General features: G+C 64.7%; 16 protein-coding genes, 1 tRNA gene and 1 pseudogene. 10 read left to right on the top strand and 8 right to left on the bottom strand.

What is annotated here, in order from left to right:
• Nucleotides 1–60 precede the first annotated feature (60 nt).
• A complete protein-coding gene (locus tag OKW40_RS06015; RefSeq protein ID WP_184063596.1) occupies nucleotides 61–510 on the top strand; it encodes a MarR family winged helix-turn-helix transcriptional regulator in 450 nt (149 codons plus the stop codon).
• Nucleotides 511–629: 119 nt separating this feature from the next.
• On the top strand, nucleotides 630–917 hold the full coding sequence (locus OKW40_RS06010; protein WP_184065023.1) for a hypothetical protein: 288 nt from the start codon (nucleotides 630–632) through the stop codon (nucleotides 915–917).
• Nucleotides 918–1,037: 120 nt separating this feature from the next.
• On the opposite strand, the gene OKW40_RS06005 is transcribed toward OKW40_RS06010, so the two are convergent.
• Nucleotides 1,038–1,124, bottom strand: a tRNA-Leu gene (locus tag OKW40_RS06005).
• A 230-nt stretch (nucleotides 1,125–1,354) separates the two neighbouring features.
• On the opposite strand from OKW40_RS06005, the gene OKW40_RS06000 reads away from it, so the two are divergent.
• Nucleotides 1,355–2,191, top strand: a complete 837-nt coding sequence (locus OKW40_RS06000; protein WP_429488717.1) for a squalene/phytoene synthase family protein — start codon at nucleotides 1,355–1,357, stop codon at nucleotides 2,189–2,191.
• Nucleotides 2,192–2,233: 42 nt separating this feature from the next.
• Here OKW40_RS06000 and OKW40_RS05995 read toward each other — a convergent pair whose 3' ends face one another.
• From OKW40_RS05995 to OKW40_RS05985, 3 genes and pseudogenes are all read right to left on the bottom strand, one after another.
• The gene (locus OKW40_RS05995; RefSeq protein ID WP_429488715.1) at nucleotides 2,234–2,905 is read right to left on the bottom strand and encodes a DUF1501 domain-containing protein; all 672 of its coding nucleotides are present in this window, start codon (nucleotides 2,903–2,905) and stop codon (nucleotides 2,234–2,236) included.
• A gap of 16 nt (nucleotides 2,906–2,921) precedes the next feature.
• Nucleotides 2,922–3,251 (bottom strand): annotated as a pseudogene (locus tag OKW40_RS05990) (hypothetical protein); the annotation flags it as partial.
• 395 nt (nucleotides 3,252–3,646) lie between these two features.
• The gene (locus OKW40_RS05985) at nucleotides 3,647–3,973 is read right to left on the bottom strand and encodes a hypothetical protein (protein ID WP_184065017.1); all 327 of its coding nucleotides are present in this window, start codon (nucleotides 3,971–3,973) and stop codon (nucleotides 3,647–3,649) included.
• Nucleotides 3,974–4,200: 227 nt separating this feature from the next.
• On the opposite strand from OKW40_RS05985, the gene ompR reads away from it, so the two are divergent.
• The 3 genes from ompR to OKW40_RS05970 all read left to right on the top strand — a co-directional run bounded on the left by ompR (nucleotide 4,201) and on the right by OKW40_RS05970 (nucleotide 6,953).
• Complete coding sequence (gene ompR / locus OKW40_RS05980; protein WP_006048917.1) at nucleotides 4,201–4,935, top strand: two-component system response regulator OmpR; 735 nt, start codon at nucleotides 4,201–4,203, stop codon at nucleotides 4,933–4,935.
• A 43-nt stretch (nucleotides 4,936–4,978) separates the two neighbouring features.
• Entirely contained in the window at nucleotides 4,979–6,328 is a 1,350-nt protein-coding gene (locus OKW40_RS05975) for an ATP-binding protein (RefSeq protein WP_090804732.1), read from the top strand.
• A gap of 76 nt (nucleotides 6,329–6,404) precedes the next feature.
• On the top strand, nucleotides 6,405–6,953 hold the full coding sequence (locus tag OKW40_RS05970) for a peroxiredoxin (RefSeq protein ID WP_090804730.1): 549 nt from the start codon (nucleotides 6,405–6,407) through the stop codon (nucleotides 6,951–6,953).
• A gap of 34 nt (nucleotides 6,954–6,987) precedes the next feature.
• On the opposite strand, the gene ispF is transcribed toward OKW40_RS05970, so the two are convergent.
• Both ispF and ispD read right to left on the bottom strand, forming a co-directional pair.
• Nucleotides 6,988–7,467 carry a 2-C-methyl-D-erythritol 2,4-cyclodiphosphate synthase gene (gene ispF, locus OKW40_RS05965; protein ID WP_018432029.1) on the bottom strand — a complete coding sequence of 160 codons (480 nt, stop codon included), beginning with the start codon at nucleotides 7,465–7,467 and terminating at the stop codon, nucleotides 6,988–6,990.
• Between the two features lie 82 nt (nucleotides 7,468–7,549).
• Entirely contained in the window at nucleotides 7,550–8,263 is a 714-nt protein-coding gene (ispD, locus tag OKW40_RS05960; protein WP_429488714.1) for a 2-C-methyl-D-erythritol 4-phosphate cytidylyltransferase, read from the bottom strand.
• A gap of 122 nt (nucleotides 8,264–8,385) precedes the next feature.
• Between ispD and mfd the strand changes: the two genes are divergently transcribed.
• The 4 genes from mfd (at nucleotide 8,386) to mscL (ending at nucleotide 14,939) form a co-directional block, all read left to right on the top strand.
• Nucleotides 8,386–11,865, top strand: a complete 3,480-nt coding sequence (mfd, locus tag OKW40_RS05955) for a transcription-repair coupling factor (RefSeq protein ID WP_429488712.1) — start codon at nucleotides 8,386–8,388, stop codon at nucleotides 11,863–11,865.
• Nucleotides 11,866–12,036: 171 nt separating this feature from the next.
• Nucleotides 12,037–13,269 carry an acetylornithine deacetylase gene (argE, locus tag OKW40_RS05950; RefSeq protein ID WP_429488710.1) on the top strand — a complete coding sequence of 411 codons (1,233 nt, stop codon included), beginning with the start codon at nucleotides 12,037–12,039 and terminating at the stop codon, nucleotides 13,267–13,269.
• A gap of 89 nt (nucleotides 13,270–13,358) precedes the next feature.
• The gene (locus OKW40_RS05945; RefSeq protein ID WP_090804696.1) at nucleotides 13,359–14,393 is read left to right on the top strand and encodes a threonine ammonia-lyase; all 1,035 of its coding nucleotides are present in this window, start codon (nucleotides 13,359–13,361) and stop codon (nucleotides 14,391–14,393) included.
• Between the two features lie 99 nt (nucleotides 14,394–14,492).
• A complete protein-coding gene (mscL, locus tag OKW40_RS05940; protein ID WP_184033430.1) occupies nucleotides 14,493–14,939 on the top strand; it encodes a large conductance mechanosensitive channel protein MscL in 447 nt (148 codons plus the stop codon).
• A gap of 123 nt (nucleotides 14,940–15,062) precedes the next feature.
• Here the strand turns inward: mscL and OKW40_RS05935 are convergent, their stop codons facing one another.
• A complete protein-coding gene (locus tag OKW40_RS05935; protein WP_429488707.1) occupies nucleotides 15,063–17,036 on the bottom strand; it encodes a response regulator in 1,974 nt (657 codons plus the stop codon).
• 59 nt (nucleotides 17,037–17,095) lie between these two features.
• Entirely contained in the window at nucleotides 17,096–17,587 is a 492-nt protein-coding gene (locus tag OKW40_RS05930; RefSeq protein WP_429488705.1) for a response regulator, read from the bottom strand.
• Between the last annotated feature and the right edge of the window lie 26 nt (nucleotides 17,588–17,613).

Genomic DNA, 17,613 nt, shown 5'->3' with positions numbered 1-17,613 from the left:
GCGAAACGGTTGCCGCAACAATCACAGCGCCACGACCGTTCCACTCATCACGGGGTGACCATGAAGGACTCCGCCAAAGCCGGGCTCGAGCAGTTCCTCACGTATCGTCTGCATGTACTGAACAAACTGGCCGAGCGCGGCATCAGCGCGCGCTACGCGGCGAAGCTCGACGTGACGCTGCCCGAAGCGCGGGTGATTGCGACGGTGGGATCGTTCGGACCGTTCTCGATCATGGAGTTGGCACGCCATGCCAATCTCGACAAAAGCCAGGCGAGTCGCGCGGCCGAAGCGCTGATCCGGCAGGGACTCGTGCAGCGCGAAGCGAGCGCCGCGGACGGCCGCGTCGTGCTGGTCTCGCTGACGCAGGAAGGCCGCGCGCTCTATCGCAAAGTGATGCCGATCGCGCGCAAGTGGAACGGCGATATGTTCGAGTGCCTCGACGAAGAGGAAAGGGCCGCGTTCGGCGCGGCGCTCGACAAGGTGATCCGTGCCATGAACGCGCGGGAGTGATAGCGCGCGGCGAACCGGCCGTGTTTGAAAAGCGCCGTTTCACGGCATTGGGCGGCGCGTGTCAAAATTGAGCCTCGGCCAACGCGCCTTCACCCTCTTTTTCATCCAGGGACGCTTCAGTGGACATCAACAAACAGGTCGCGGCACTCACCGCGTCGGAACTCCAGACCGCCGGCGCGAGCCAGGCGAGCGCGATCGCGGTCAGCGTCGTACTGCGTCATCTTCGTTCGCCGGAACTGGCGAAACTGCTGTCGTCGGCATTTGAAAATCATCAGGCGGTGATGCTGCAAACGCCATGGCCGGACCAGATGCTGCAGGCGTTCGAGTCGACGCGCCGTTTCCTCGAAGGCGCCGCGCAAGCGGAATTGCCGGGCTCGCAGGAAGCGCCGGGAACGCCGGGTGCCTGAGTCGCGCGGTCGCGATGAAAGGCAGCGGAGCAACACTGAGGCCTTTCAGAAGACCGCGCAAAAAAGAAAAAACCCCGTCGGTCCAAAGACTTGACGGGGTTTTTCTTGACTACCAATAAGTGGTGCGAGGGAGGGGACTCGAACCCCTACACCCTTGCGGGCGTCAGGACCTAAACCTGGTGCGTCTACCAATTTCGCCACCCTCGCAGCCGGGTACGCCGCAATGCGTCGCGCCCGATTGTCCTGTGCACTCCCAAGCGCGCTGAACACGTGCCCGAAAGCGTAAGCGCGAGATTCTAACCGATTGATTCGCGCTTGTCTGCACCCGGCGGTATCTGCGCGCGCGACGCCGATGCTACAATTTTCGGCTCGTCGAGACGGGCGCCGCGACGGACGTCGGCGCCCTTCTCGCCAGTCCTTCCCCACACTCTCATCCCGTGAATTTCGACGACTATTGCCAGCAGAAAGCGGCGCCCCCAGGATCGAGCACCTACTATGCGCTTCGCCAGGCGCGCGCCGCCAGTCAGCCGCTGTTGACGGCGCTCTTCGCATTGCGTCGCGAGTTCGAGGAAACGGTCAAGGAGACGAGCGATCCGGCGGTCGGCCGCACGAAGCTCGCGTGGTGGCAGAAAGAAATTGCCGCGCTGGCCGCCGGCTCGCCGTCGCATCCGGTGTCCAAGGCACTCGCGGCCTATCTGCCCGACGCGCAGGCCGAATGTCGGGCTCTGCAGGAACTGCTCGCGGGCTTCGAGATGGATCTCGACCAGGCACGCTATCTCGACTATCCGAACCTGCGGCGCTATGTGCAGGGTGTCGGTGGCAATTTTGCTTCGCTGGTGTCGCGCGCGGCTGCAACCGGATCGGCCGACGATGCCGCGCATGCGTCGGCGTGGGCCGCTCCGCTCGGCGAGGCGCTGATGCTCGCGCAGTTCGTCGCCGAAACCGGCAACGATGCCCGGCACGGCCGCATCTACGTTCCGATCGACGAGATGCAACGCTACAACGTCACCGCCGCCGATCTGATCAACCGCAAATACACCGACGCTTTCACCGAGCTGATGCGGTTCGAAACGAATCGCGCGCGCGACGCGGTGCAGACCGCGCTCGCCGCGGTGCCCGCCAGCGCGCGGCGCGCGCAGCGCACGCTGCTCGCGCTCGCGGCGCTCGCGTTGGCGTTGCTCGATGAAATCGAGCACGACGGTTATCACGTGCTGCATCAACGCATCGCGTTGACGCCGATCCGCAAGCTATGGATCGCGTGGCGCGCGAAGTAGCCTGAGCGCCGGGCGCGTCGATTCGCGCCCAGCGCCCAGCGCTCACGCCCGCAGCAACGGCAGCGGCTCGAACCGCTGCTGCAGAATCGCAGGCGCGTCCAACCCCCGCCAGGGCCCGAGCACCGTCGCATAAAGCTGGCGAAAATCCACGCCGACCGGCAGGTTGCCATTCCCATCGAGCCGCGCAAGCATCGGCGGCACGCCAAACAAACCGCCCTGCACGCGACCGCCCGTCACGAAGTGCGGCGCCACCGTGCTGTGATCGGTGCCGCTACTCTGGTTCTCGCGCGGACGGCGCGCGAATTCCGCGTACGTCATCACGAGCGTATCGTTCCACCGGCCCAACTCGACGAGCGCGGCCTGCATCGCCACCATCCCTTGCGCGAACTGTTTGAGCAACTCGGCCTGTTGTCCCGGCTGGTTCTGGTGCGTATCGAAACCGTTCAGCGTTAGCCGTGTCACGGCCACGCCCTGCCCGCTCAACGGCTGCTCCAGTGGCGCGCGTCCGGCGCCAGCCATCTTCAGCGTGTCCGAAGCGGCCAGCACCTGCATTGCCGTTTTGATCGAACTGCCGAACGCGCCGCCCGGAAACGCGGTCTTCAACTGAGGCTGCCCTTGCGTCGCACGCAGCCGACCGGCCGGTTTCACGATGTCGTTTTCGACGTCGAGAAGAGGCGCGAGCGCGGGATTGCGCTCGTGCAAGGACACTGACATCGCGAGTCGAGAGGCCCTGACGAACTGCGCGGGATTGACCAGCGCGATCGCGCGCGCCGTTTGCGAGCGGCCCGATTTCGGCGCTGCCGATCACGACGCTGTCGGCCGCGAAACCGATGGGCACCGGCCTCATCGCGAACGCGCGCGTGAGCCAGCCGTCGCGCAGATATCGGTCGGAGCGTGACGCGGTATCCCAGATCTCGATCGAACGGAAATGCGACAGGTTCGGCGGATAGAACAGGTTCTCGCCGAGCGCGCGTATCTGCGCGGCGAACGGCGCCGTGTCGTCGTAGCCGACAGCGAATGCGCGCAGCGCGCCGATCACGAACTCGACCGGCGACTTCACCAGCACCGCGCGATTGCCATCGCTCCAGAACGCATCGCTGAGAAAAGAGCGCGCGTAGCGTCACCTCGATGTCATAACCGCTCGCGCGAAACTGCATGGCGATCGGCTCGACGCGTGCCGGGTCCTGCGTGTCGGAGATGTGACGCTGATCCGGCGTCCATGCGTTGCGCTCGGCGCGCGTTGGGATCGGCTCCAATACAGTCGGGAGGTCGCGATATCGCTTCGCGGCGCGCTCGTGAGTAGCGTGACATCGTGAGCCGAGGCGCCTGTATGCACGAAGACGCGCACAAAAACGCGCCGGCGCTGGCGACTCAACGGAGCAGCGGAGCAGCGGATCAGAAAGTGGACGCTGAAGATGCAACGGGATTTTTCACGCGGCAATGCGCGCGCTGGGATTAACGCTTGTACAACTCGCGCACGGCGTCTTCGATGTGCTGCCGCAACAGCCGACGCTCTTCGGGCGTCATATGCCCGTCGCGGCGACGTTGATCGAGATCGGGGGGAACCGCGGTGCGCAGCATCGCGTCAGAGGCAGGGCGATCGATGCTCGGGTTGTGGCGGCTGGTTCTGCCATTGCCCAAGCGGGGCGCATGCTCGCTCGCCGCTCTATCCGCGGACGGCTGCGCATGAGCGAGCGTCGGGCCCAGTGTGCCTGCCAGCGTACCGGCAACCGCCAGTGCAATCACGCTCAGGCGCACGTTTGGCCAAACCCCTCCCTTCATGTTGTTCCCTTCGTGGCGCGGCAACCGGCTACCTCAGATGCGTATACAAACCCCGGTAACAGCCGGGTGCGAGAGTTTTGTCGAGTGAAGTATCCACCGAACAGCCGCATTCAGTAAAGCAGTCTAAACGCGCATACTTTACGTCGCGCCACACCGCGGGTAAATTTTGTAACCGACTGTAACCCCAGAAATGGTGTAACCGCGCACCACTTTCTAATCGCGCTAAGATGCCGACCATGGAAACCAAAAACCCTTCGAAAATCCTCGTCGTCGACGACGATCCACGCCTGCGCGATCTTCTGCGCCGCTACCTCGGCGAACAAGGCTTCAACGTCTACGTCGCCGAAAATGCGCCGTCAATGAACAAGCTCTGGGTGCGCGAGCGCTTCGATCTGCTGGTGCTCGATCTGATGCTGCCCGGTGAGGACGGCCTGTCGATCTGCCGGCGACTGCGCGGCAGCAACGACCGCACGCCGATCATCATGCTGACGGCCAAGGGTGAGGATGTCGATCGCATCGTCGGCCTCGAGATGGGTGCCGACGACTATCTGCCCAAGCCGTTCAATCCGCGCGAACTGGTCGCGCGCATTCACGCGGTGCTGCGTCGCCAGTCGCCGTCCGAGTTGCCCGGCGCTCCGTCCGAGACCACCGAGGTCTTCGAGTTCGGCGAGTTCGCGCTGAATCTCGCCACCCGCACGCTGACCAAGGCCGGCCAGGAAATTCCGCTCACCACCGGTGAGTTCTCGGTGCTGAAGGTATTCGCGCGTCATCCGCGTCAGCCGCTGTCGCGCGAAAAGCTGATGGAACTCGCACGCGGCCGTGAATACGAGGTCTTCGACCGCAGCCTCGACGTGCAGATCTCGCGTCTGCGCAAGCTGATCGAGCCGGATCCGGGCAGCCCGCGCTTCATTCAGACCGTGTGGGGCCTCGGCTACGTCTTCATCCCCGACGGTGCAGCCTGAGTTTGTGCTCCGTTTTCGTTTCTGTGTCACATAAGAAGGGCCCATGCGGATCGACCGGCGCCTCCTGACGCTCGCGTTCGGCGGCCTTTTCTGGCGGACCTTTCTGCTGATCGCGCTGTTGATCGCAGTCAGTCTCGCCGCGTGGTTCCAGAGCTTTCGCGTGATCGAGCGTGAGCCGCGCGCGCAGCGCGTGGCTCTGCAACTCGTCGCGATCGTCAAGCTCACGCGCACCGCACTCCTCTATTCCGATCCCGACCTGCGGCGCGCGCTGCTGCAGGATCTGGAGAGCAACGAAGGGGTGCGCGTGTACCCGCGCGAAGCCACCGACAAATACAAACTCCAGCCCGACGAATCGTTGAATCGCCTGATCGAGCACGACATCCGCGGCCGTCTCGGCGACGACACCATAATCGCGCAGAGCGTCAACGATATCAACGGCGTATGGATCAGCTTCAAGATCGACGACGACGATTACTGGGTCGCGCTCGACCGCGATCAGCTCGACAACGCCACCGGCCTGCAATGGGCCGGCTGGGGCGTGTTCGCGCTCGCGCTGTCGCTGTTCGGCGCGGCGTTCATCACGAGTCTGGTGAACCGGCCGTTCGCGCGTCTGGCGATGGCCGCGCGCCGGGTCGGCTCGGGGCAATCGCCCGAGCCGCTGCCCGAGCGCGGCATGGGTGTGGCCGCCGAAACCAATCGAAGCTTCAACCAGATGGTGCGCGACCTCGAACAGCTCGAGGCGGACCGCGCGCTGATGCTCGCGGGCATCTCGCACGATCTGCGCACGCCGCTCGCACGGCTGCGGCTCGAGACCGAAATGAGCCCGTCCGATCAGGCCACCAAGGACGCGATGGTCGACGACATCGAGCAAATGGACATGATCATCGGCCGCTTCCTCGACTACGCGCGTCCCGTGCAGCGTGTGCCGGAACCGGTGGACCTCTCGGTGATCGCGAGCGAACTCGCCGCACGCATGCAAAGCGAGGACAGCATGCGGCTGATCACGCGGCTCGCTCCGTCGGCGGTGATCGAGGCCGATGAAACCGACATGCGTCGCGTGGTCGGCAATCTGCTCGAGAACGCGCGCAAATATGGCCTCAGCGACGGCGACGGTGTGCCGCGCGTCATTCTCGAAACGCGCGTGTCGCACTCGCGCGTCGAACTCTCGGTGGTCGACGAAGGCCCCGGCATTCCCGAAGACCAGCTCGCGCTCGTCACGCGGCCGTTCTATCGTGTGAATTCGGCGCGCACCCAGGCCAACGGCACGGGCCTCGGCATGGCGATCGTGCAGCGGCTCGTCGCCCGTTATCGCGGCGCGCTACGGCTGCGCAACCGCTCGCCCGGACCCGGGCTTGAAGTGACGATCGAGTTTCCGCTCGCGAAAAGCGCGTGAGCCGACGACGCGCGGCACCGCGCGCCGTCGCCATTCGAAACACGCCGCTTGTTGCGACTTCCGAAGGAGCCTTTGCATGAAAACCGTTGGCGATAAACTCGAAGCGTTCACCGTCATTGCCGCCAAGCCGGGCTTCAACCATCACGAAGAACACGGCGTCTCGGCGTTCGAATACATCACCGAGCAGTCGTTTCCAGGCAAATGGAAAATCATTTACTTCTATCCGAAGGATTTTTCGTTGGTCTGCCCGACGGAAATCGTCGAATTCAGCAAGCTCGTCAAGGAGTTCGAGGACCGCGAGGCCGTGCTGCTCGGCGGCAGCGTCGACAATGAATACGTGAAGCTCGCATGGCGCCGCGAGTACAAGGAGCTCGACAGGCTCAACCACTACTCGTTCGGCGACGTGAAAGGCGAACTGATCGACCAGCTCGGCGTGCGCGACAAGGAAGCGGGCGTCGCGCTGCGCGCGACCTATATCGTCGATCCGGACAACACGATCCAGCACGTGTCGGTCAACAATCTGTACGTGGGCCGTAATCCCGAAGAAGTGCTGCGCATCCTCGACGGCCTGCAAACGGACGAGCTGTGTCCGAGCAATCGGACGATTGGCGGCGCGACGCTGTAAGCGGCACCGCCCGTCACCCAAACAAAAATCCCGTTCAGCTCCTGACCAACAACACCGCGGCCTGCGCCTCGATGCCCTCGCCGCGGCCGAGATAACCGAGCTTCTCGTTCGTCTTCGCCTTGACGTTCACGCGCTCGATCGGCAGACCGAGGTCCGCCGCGATATTGGCGCGCATCCCTTCGATATGCGGTGCGAGCTTCGGCGCCTGCGCGATCACGCTGCTGTCGACGTTGCCGATCGCAAAGCCGGCCGCCTTCACGCGCGCCACGCATTCGCGCAGCAGCACGCGGCTGTCGGCGCCGGCGAACTTCGCGTCGGTATCGGAGAAGTGGCGGCCGATATCGCCCAACGCGGCCGCGCCAAACAGTGCGTCGGTGATCGCGTGCAGCAGCACATCCGCATCCGAGTGACCGAGCAGCCCACGCTCGTACGGAATCGTTACGCCACCGATGATCAACGCGCGCCCCGGCACCAGCGCATGCACGTCGTAGCCCTGCCCAATTCTGAAATCCATGTGCGTCACGTCCTCAAGTGCTGAAGCTTTTAAAGCTTCTTTAAAGCCTTTCTAAATCTTTCCAATGTGCCCAGGCGCGGTTTCACGAACCGGCGGGGCGGCTCAGAATCGCCTCGGCCAGATCGAAATCTTCCGGATACGTGACCTTGAAGTTACGCAGGCTGCCTTGCACGAGCTTCGGCGCGTGGCCCGACCATTCGATCGCGCTCGCCTCGTCGGTCAGATCGTGGCCGTCGGCCTGCGCGCGCAGGATCGCCTCGCGCAGCATGCCGATGCGGAACATCTGGGGCGTCTGCGCCTGCCACAAGCCGTCACGCGCTTCGGTTTGGGCGATGCGGCCATCGGCCGACGCGCTGTCGATACGCTTCAAGGTATCGGCGACCGGCAACGCCATGATGCCGCCGACCGCATCGTCCTTGAGCGAACCGATCAGCGTACGGATCAGCGCCGCCGTGATGCCCGGCCGCGCCGCGTCGTGCACGAGCACCCAGTCGGCGTCGTGGGCGCCGAACTCGGCGAGCGCGTGCAGACCGTTGAGCACCGACGCCTGGCGCGACGCGCCGCCCACGCGACGCACCGCGAAGCGCAGATTGCCGAAGCGGCGGGCGTCGAAGTGCTGGTCGTCGGGCGCGATGACGACGAGCGTCTGCGTGAATTCGCTGCACGCGTCGAACGCGGCGAGCGAGTAATGCAGCATGTCGCGGCCGGCGACGGTGCGGTATTGCTTGGGCATCGCGGCGCCGGAACGGCTGCCGGTGCCTGCGCACGGGATCAGGGCAAAGAGACGGGAAGTCACGAGTGCGGATGCCGCCAGGTCAAAGTAAAGGACGGATTTTATAATAGGTCCTTCGCATCCACGCCCGTACACGCGTAAACTTGGCCGTCGCGTGAACCCCGAGCCGCCCCTTTTTCTCCTTTATGCCAGACATCGCCGCATCCTCGCAGTCCACCCCGCCCGTCGCGCTCGTCAAGGCCGGCCAGCGTTTCGCCTTCGACGGCACGCGCGGTTCGTCCGACGCGCTGCTGATCGCCCGCTACCATCTCGCGTATCGCGAGAAGATGCCGCTGCTTGCGGTGGTCTGCGAAAACGCGCTCGACGCGCAGCGGCTGTCGCAGGAAATCGGCTTCTTCGCGCCGGACGCGCGCGTGCGCCTCCTGCCCGACTGGGAGACGCTGCCTTACGACACGTTTTCGCCGCACCAGGACCTCGTCTCCGAGCGTCTCGCGACGCTGCACGACCTCGGCGAAGGCCGCTGCGACATCCTGCTCGTGCCGGCCACGACGGCCTTGTACCGGATGCCGCCCGCGTCGTTTCTGGCCGCCTACACGTTCTCGTTCTCGCAAGGCGAGCGGCTCGACGAAGCGAAGCTGAAGGCGCAGCTGACGCTCGCCGGCTACGAGCACGTGAGCCAGGTGGTGCGTCCCGGCGAATATTGCGTTCGCGGCTCGCTGCTCGATCTGTTCCCAATGGGCTCGCCGCTGCCCTACCGGATCGACCTGTTCGACGACCAGGTCGACTCGATCCGCGCGTTCGACCCCGACACGCAGCGCAGCCTCTATCCGGTCAAGGACGTGCGCCTGCTGCCGGGCCGCGAATTCCCGTTCGACGAGGCCGCGCGCACCGCATTCCGCAGCCGCTGGCGCGAGACTTTCGAGGGCGATCCGAGCCGCGCGTCGATCTATAAAGACATCGGCAACGGCGTGCCGTCGGCGGGTATCGAATACTATCTGCCGCTGTTCTTCGAGGAGACGGCCACCCTCTTCCATTACCTGCCCGACGGTTCGCAACTCGCGTTCGTCGGCGATCTGGACGCGGCGATCCGGCGCTTCACCAACGACACGAAGCAGCGCTTCAATTTCCTGTCGCACGACCGCGACCGGCCGATTCTCGAACCGCAGAAGCTGTTCCTGTCGGACGAGGATTTCTTCACGTTCGCGAAACCGTTCGCACGGCTCGTGCTGCCCAGCAACGGCGACGGCGCCTGGTCGATCGCGCTGCCGAACCTCGCGATCGATCGTCACGCCGACGATCCCGTCTCGGCGCTGCGCGCGTATCTGAGCACGACGCCGAACCGGGTGCTGTTCGCCGCCGAATCGGCGGGCCGCCGCGAGACGCTGCTGCAACTGCTCGCCGACAACCAGCTGAAGCCCGCCTCGGCCGACAGCTTCGCCGACTGGCTCAAGAGCGACGCGCGTTTCTCGCTCGGCGTCGCGCCGCTCGCGAACGGCTTCGCGCTGCCGGGCGACGGCATCGCGATCATCACCGAAACCGAGCTGTACGGGCCGCTCGCGCGCCGCGCGGGACGCCGCCGCCAGGAACAGGCGAGCAACGTCGATTCGATGGTGCGCGATCTGTCCGAGCTGAAGCCCGGCGACCCGGTCGTGCATTCGCAGCACGGTATCGGCCGCTACATGGGTCTCGTGACGATGGATCTCGGCGAAGGCGAAACCGAGTTCCTGCACCTCGAATACGCGGGCGACAGCAAGCTCTACGTGCCGGTCGCGCAATTGCACGTGATCTCGCGCTATAGCGGCGCCGATCCGGAAAGCGCGCCGCTGCATTCGCTCGGCTCGGGCCAATGGGAAAAGGCCAAGCGCAAGGCCGCGCAGCAGATCCGCGACACCGCTGCCGAGCTGCTCAACCTGTACGCCCGCCGTGCCGCCCGCGAGGGCCACGCGTTCGCGCTCGAACCGAAGGACTACGTGAAGTTCGCCGAGAGCTTCGGTTTCGAGGAAACGCCGGACCAGGCCGCCGCGATCGCGGCCGTGATCGGCGACATGACGAGCGGCAAGCCGATGGACCGGCTCGTGTGCGGCGACGTCGGCTTCGGCAAGACCGAGGTCGCATTGCGCGCGGCGTTCATCGCGGTGATGGGCGGCAAGCAGGTCGCGCTGTTGTCGCCGACCACGCTGCTCGCCGAGCAGCACACGCAAACCTTCAGCGACCGCTTCTCCGACTGGCCGGTGCGCATCGCCGAGCTGTCGCGCTTCAAGTCGACCAAAGAAGCCAACGCGGCGATCCGGCAGATCAACGAAGGCACGGTCGACATCGTGATCGGCACGCACAAGCTGCTGTCGTCCGATGTGCAGTTCAAACGGCTCGGGCTCGTGGTCATCGACGAGGAGCATCGCTTCGGCGTGCGTCAGAAGGAGGCGCTGAAAGCGCTGCGCGCGGAAGTCGACGTGCTGACGCTGACCGCGACGCCGATTCCCCGTACGCTCGGCATGGCGCTCGAAGGCCTGCGCGATTTTTCGGTGATCGCAACGGCGCCGCAAAAGCGCCTCGCGATCAAGACCTTCGTGCGGCGCGAGGAAGACAGCGTGATTCGCGAAGCAATGCTGCGCGAGTTGAAGCGCGGCGGCCAGGTCTACTTCCTGCACAACGAAGTCGAGACGATCCAGAATCGCCGGCAGATGCTCGAAGAGCTGGTGCCCGAAGCGCGCATCGCGGTCGCGCATGGACAGATGCACGAGCGGGAACTGGAGCGGGTGATGCGCGACTTCGTCGCGCAACGCGCGAACGTGCTGCTGTGCACGACGATCATCGAAACCGGCATCGACGTGCCGAGCGCGAACACGATCCTGATCCACCGCTCCGACAAGTTCGGCCTCGCGCAATTGCATCAGCTGCGTGGCCGGGTCGGCCGCTCGCATCACCAGGCGTACTCGTATCTGCTCGTGCACGATCCGCAGGGGCTCACCAAGCAGGCGCAACGGCGGCTCGAAGCGATCCAGCAGATGGAGGAACTCGGCTCGGGCTTCTATCTCGCGATGCACGACCTCGAAATTCGCGGCACCGGCGAGGTGCTCGGTGACAAGCAGTCGGGCGAGATTCACGAGATCGGCTTCCAGCTTTATACCGACATGCTCAACGACGCAGTGAGGGCGCTCAAGAACGGCAAGGAGCCAGACCTCACCGCGCCGCTCGCCGCGACCACCGAGATCAACCTGCATTCGCCGGCGATCCTGCCGTCGGACTATTGCGGCGACGTGCAGGAACGTCTGTCGCTGTACAAGCGCCTCGCGAACTGCGAACACAACGATTCGATCGACGGCATCCAGGAAGAGCTGATCGACCGCTTCGGCAAGCTGCCGCCGCAGGCGCATGCGCTGGTGGAGACGCATCGACTGCGGCTCGCCGCGAAGCCGCTCGGCATTTCGAAGATCGATGCCGGTGAAGCGGTGATCGGCCTGCAGTTCATCCCCAATCCGCCCGTCGACGCGATGCGGATCATCGAGATGGTGCAGAAGCACAAGCACATCAAGCTCGCGGGTCAGGACAAGCTGCGAATCGAAACGCGCAGCCCGGATCTCGCGGTGCGCGTCGCGACCGTCAAGGAGACCTTGCGCGCGCTCGGTTCGCCGAGCCGCGGCACGGCGGCGGCGCCGGCTCGCTGAGCGCGGCACGCTGGGCGCACAGGCTCGTGAAAACCGCAAAAAACGGGGGGACGTCCCCCGTTTTTTTGCGTCGATGCTGCACTGCGCCAACGCGTGCCCGGCTTTTTGGACATCCTGACGAAAATGCAATTTGGGATATGATCGATAGACACAAAACGCTGGAGTCACGTCATGTCTCACGTCGCTGAAACAGCGCAATCGTTGCAGTCGTCCGCCTCCTCCACGTCCCCCGCTTCTCCGATATCTCTGCCCTGGGTCACCCGTCTCGTGTCGATGGACACGGTGAGCCGCAATCCAAACCTCGGCCTGATCGAAACCGTGCGCGACGAGCTGCGCGCGGTCGGTATCGACGCGACGCTGACGCACGGCAAGGGCGGCAAATGGGCGAACCTGTTCGCGACCATTCCCGCGCACGACGGCGAAACGAACGGCGGCGTCGTGCTGTCGGGCCACACCGACGTCGTGCCGGTGGACGGCCAGCAATGGGACAGCGATCCGTTCAAGCCGGAGATTCGCGGTGACAAGCTCTATGGCCGCGGCACCTGCGACATGAAGGGCTTCATCGGCGCGGCGCTCGCGCTCGTGCCGGACATGCAGCGCACGAAGCTCGCGAAGCCGATCCACTTCGCGCTGTCGTTCGACGAGGAAGTGGGCTGCGTGGGCGCGCCGCTTCTGATCGCCGATCTGCTGAAGCGCGGCGTGAAGCCGGACGGCTGCATCGTCGGCGAGCCGACCAGCATGCGCCCGATCATCGCGCACAAGGGCATCAACGCGTATCAGTGCTGCGTACGCGGCCAGGCCGCGCATTCGTCGCTGACGCCGAAGGGCTTGAACGCGATCGAGTACGCGGCTCGCCTGATCTGCTACATCCGCGACATGGCCGACCAGTTCCGCGCGCAAGGCCCCTTCGACGAACTGTACGACGTGCCGTTCAGCACCGCGCAGACCAGCACGATCACGGGCGGCAACGCAATCAACACGGTGCCGGCCGAATGCCAGTTCCAGTTCGAGTTCCGCAATCTGCCGACGCTCGATCCCGAGCAGATCTTCGCGCGCATCGACAGCTACGCGCGCGAAACGCTGCTGCCGAAAATGCTGCGCGAGCATCCGACGGCCGCGATCGAGATCACGAAGATCGCCGCGGCGCCCGGACTCGATTCGTCTGAACAGGCCGCGATCACGCAGCTCGTACGCGCGCTGACGGCCGACCAGGACAAGCGAAAGGTCGCATACGGCACCGAGGCCGGCCTGTTTTCGAACGCGGGGATTCCGAGCATCGTCTGCGGCCCCGGCGACATCCAGCAGGCGCATAAGGCGAACGAATTCGTCGAGCTCGCGCAGCTCGTCGCGTGCGAGCGCTTCTTGCGCAAGTTCATCCACAGCATGTCGGTCGAGGCCGCTTAGCCCGTTTCGTTGCAGCGGCGCGCAGCCGCAGTGAACCTGCGCGCCGAGCCACGGGCCTCAGCGACATCGACGACTCCGGAGCGACCGCCATGTCCAGCGCCATGCCGCAGCACACGGATCACACGATCGACGGTGAGCCGATCCCCACGCTCGACGACATCGCCGCGCAGCACTTCGCGTTGACGCCCTGGGTCGCGCGCACGCCGGTGTTCGACCGGCTCGACTTCTCGTCGCTGCGCGGCACCGTCGTCAATTTCAAGTTCGAGCTGCTGCAGGCGGGCGGCAGCTTCAAGGCACGCGGCGCCTTCACGAACCTGCTCGCGCTCGACGACGCGCAAAAGAGCGCGGGTGTCACCTGCGTGTCGGGCGGCAATCACGCGGTGGCGGTCGCCTATGCGGCGATGCGGCTCGGCGTCAGCGCCAAGGTCGTGCTGTTCAGCGCGGCGAATCCGGCCCGCGTCGCGTTGTGCCGCGAGTACGGCGCCGACATCGTCTATGCGGAAGATCTCGCCGAAGCGTTCGAACTGGTGCGCCGCGTCGAGGCCGAGGAAGGCCGCTATTTCGTGCATCCGTTCAACGGCTATCGCACGGTGCTCGGCTCGGCGACGCTCGGCTACGAATGGGCCACGCAAACGCCCGACCTCGAAGCGGTGATCGTGCCGATCGGCGGCGGCGGACTCGCGGCCGGGGTCTCCACCGCGCTGCGGCTCGCGAATCCGAACGTGCACGTGTACGGCGTCGAACCCGAAGGCTCGGACGTGATGAGCAAGAGTTTTGCCGCCAACCATACGGTCAGAATGGGCCACATGCACAGCATCGCCGATTCGCTGATGTCGCCGCATACCGAGCAATACAGCTACGAGCTGTGCCGCCGCCATGTCGATCGGATCGTCACCGTGTCCGACGACCAGTTGCGCGAGGCGATGCTGATCCTGTTCAATCAGCTGAAGCTCGCGGTCGAGCCGGCTTGCGCGGCCGCCACGGCCGGCTTGCTCGGACCGCTGCGCGAACAGTTGCAGGGCAAACGCGTGGGCGTGCTGCTGTGCGGCGCCAATATCGACCCGGTCAGTTTTGCCGCGCATCTGGAGCGCGCGCGCCATAGCGAGTCACAGTTTCCTCATTAGCGACGCGCAGCAGATGCGCTTGTTGCCTTGCGGCCAAAGCACTAGCCTATCCGCTTCAGGTTGGTATGATTCGGCTATTCACATCAGGGAGGTGTAGGTATGAGCATGATCCAGGAATTTAAAGAATTTGCCCTCAAAGGCAACGTGATGGATCTGGCAGTCGGTGTGATTATCGGCGGCGCGTTTTCCACCATTGTCAATTCCGTGGTTAAAGACCTGATCATGCCGGTTGTCGGGGTCGCTACCGGCGGCCTCGATTTCTCCAATCTGTTCGTTCGCCTTGGCCATATTCCGGCCACTTACAAAGGCAACCCCGAATCGTATAAAGACCTGCAGACGGGTGGCGTGGCGGTGTTCGGTTACGGTTCGTTCATTACCGCGACGATCAACTTCATCATTCTCGCGTTCATCATCTTTCTGATGGTCAAGTTCATCAACAAACTGCGCAAGGAGCCGCAAGCCGCGCCGGCGGAGCCGCCGCCGCCGCCGGAAGACGTGCTGCTGCTGCGCGAGATCCGCGATTCGCTGAAGAACCCGCAGCGTTAATCGTCGAATCAAGCTCGGGTTGGACGGCCTGAGCCAGTGAAATCAAAAGGCCTGTTGCGATCGGCGTCGCAACAGGCCTTTGTGTTTTCACGCTGCCTTCAGCGCGCTGCGCTTTATCGAGCCTTACCCTTCCTGTTGCGCCTTCAATTGCGCCGCGCTTTCGATCATCGCTTCGAGCTGGCCGAAATTGACAGGCTTCGTCAGATGCGATGTAAAGCCCGCGCTCAAACAGCGGCGCACGTCCTCGTCGGTGCCGAAGCCGGTCAGCGCGACGGCTGGCACGTCGGAATGTTCGCGAAACGCCTTGACGAAATCAAGACCGGTGCCATCGGGCAATCCGACATCGCTGACAACCAGATCGAACCTGTGCAACTGCGTCGCGGCAAGCGCATCGTCGACGCGCCCGACCACCGTCACCTGATGACCCAAGCCGCGCATCAATTGGGCCATCACGTCGGCGGTGTCGGCATGGTCCTCGATCAGCAGCACGGACAGCGAACTCGCCGGCTGCACGTTGCTCGGCACGATGACCGGCGGCGCGGTGGCCCGCGCGGCGGCGGTCGGCAGCGTGATCGTGAAGGTCGCGCCGCAATGCGGACCGGGACTCCGCGCGGTCACAGTGCCGCCGTGCACGTCCGTCAAAGCCTTCGTGATCGCGAGACCGAGACCCAGGCCGCCGAACTGCCGCGTCATGCTTTGGTCGCCCTGCTCGAACGCATTGAACAGCTTGCCGATCTGCTCCGGCTCGATGCCGATGCCGGTGTCTTCGACCGAGATCTGCACCTGCATGCGTTCGTCGCGTGTGCGCACATAGATATGGCCGCCGTCCGGCGTGAACTTCGCGGCATTGCGAATCAGGTTCCACAGCATCTGTTGCAGCCGCGCGCGATCGGCGAGCACGTAGTGATGCGTCGCGTGCTTCTCGACATGCACGTCCTGCTGCTTGACCTGGATTTCGCTGCGAAAGAGTTCGAGCACGCTGTCGATCACCTCGTGTACGTCGACGGTCTCCAGCGACAGCCGCAGCTTGCCGTTCGCGACGCGCGTCAGATCGAGCAGATCGTCGATCAGCCGCGCCTCCAGTTCGACGTTGCGGCGGATCATGCGCACGCTCGCACGCGCCTGCTCCGGCAGTTCCGGGATCATCTCGAGTACGCTCGCGCCCGCGAGCACCGGCGTGAGCGGTGTGCGCAATTCGTGCGACAGCATCGCGAGAAAACGGTCCTTCGCGCGATTCGCTTCTTCGGCGGCCTGGCGCGCGGCCTGCTCGGACTCGAGCAGTCGCTCGCGCTCCTCGATCGCCTCGCGCTGCGAGTGGATGTCGGTGCAGCTACCGAACCATTTGCTGACGTTGCCATCGGCATCGCGCATCGCGACCACGCGCACGTCGAACCAGCGGTACTCGCCGTCGTGGCGGCGAATCCGCATCTCGTGCCGATAGTCGCCGCTGCGGCTCGCGACGGCCTTCAGCCAGCTTTGCCGGATCTGCTCGCAATCGTCGCGATGCACGGCCTCTAGCCACGCGAGACCATGCGAGCCATGTTCGGGCAAGCCGGTGTAGTCGTACCACTGCTTCGACAGGAAGTCGCAATCGCCGGCCGCGTCGCAGGTCAGCACGAGATGCGGCAACGTCTCCGACAGCGTGCGGTAATGCAGCTCGCGATCGCGCAGCAGCAGCGCTTCGTCGGACGCGCGTTGCAGCCGCACCTGCGACAACACGCGCTCCACGGCCTCTGGCAGATAGTCGAGATAGTCGCCGGACTTCGGCACCACGTCAGACACGCCCGCGCGCAGCGCTTCGATCACGCGCGACTCGTCGGTGAAGCCGGTCACGAGGATCGCCGGAATGCGCACGCCCTCCGCGCGCAGACGCCGGAAGAAATCGAGCCCGGTCTCCGGTCCGCTCAGCTGATAATCGAGCACGAGCAGATCGGGGGCGCGGCTCGCGAGCCGCTCGCGGGCCGCCTCGACGCCGGCGCAGATCGTCACCCGGCAGCCGGCGCGTTCGAGCGACTTGCGCGCGAGCCGCAAGATGCCCTCGTCGTCATCGACGACGAGCACATAGGCGGCGTGCGGCGTGGACACTTCTTCGATCATGCAGGTGCTCTCCGGCTCGGTACGGTGCTCATCTTGTCATGAACGGCTTTCGGACAGCTTCAAGGCGGCGCGAGCCGATGCCCCGGCGGCAGTTTGACCACTTGCAGGAAAAAGCCGAGCCGACGCACGGCCTCGATGAACGCATCGTATTCGACCGGCTTGCAGAGATAGACGTTGCAACCGAGTTCGTAGCAGCGCGCGATTTCGCGCGGATCGTCGGTCGTGGTCAGCACGATCACGGGCACGGCGGCGGTCTCGGGGGCCTCCTTCAGACGCCGCAACACCTCGAAGCCGTCGACGCGCGGCATCTTCAGATCGAGCAGCACGACGAAATTCGCCAGATTCTCGCGCGGCGGATAGGGATGGCCGTCGGCGTCGGTCAACGGCTCAGCGGCCGCGGGGCCGAAGAAGTAATCGAGCGCCTGCTGGCCGTCGCGAAAGCGCACGAAGCCGTTCGAAATGCCGGCGCGGCGCAGATTCCGCTCGACGAGCGTCGCGAGGCCGTCGTCGTCTTCGATCAGAACGATGCTGACCGCTTGCGCGTGATTCATAGGCTCTCCGTGCCAACGATTCGTCA

Origin of the sequence: Paraburkholderia sp. RAU6.4a, assembly GCF_050435625.1 — a bacterium.
GTDB classification, from domain to species: Bacteria; Pseudomonadota; Gammaproteobacteria; order Burkholderiales; family Burkholderiaceae; genus Paraburkholderia; species Paraburkholderia tuberum.
This window is presented reverse-complemented; position numbering and strand designations above follow the sequence as displayed.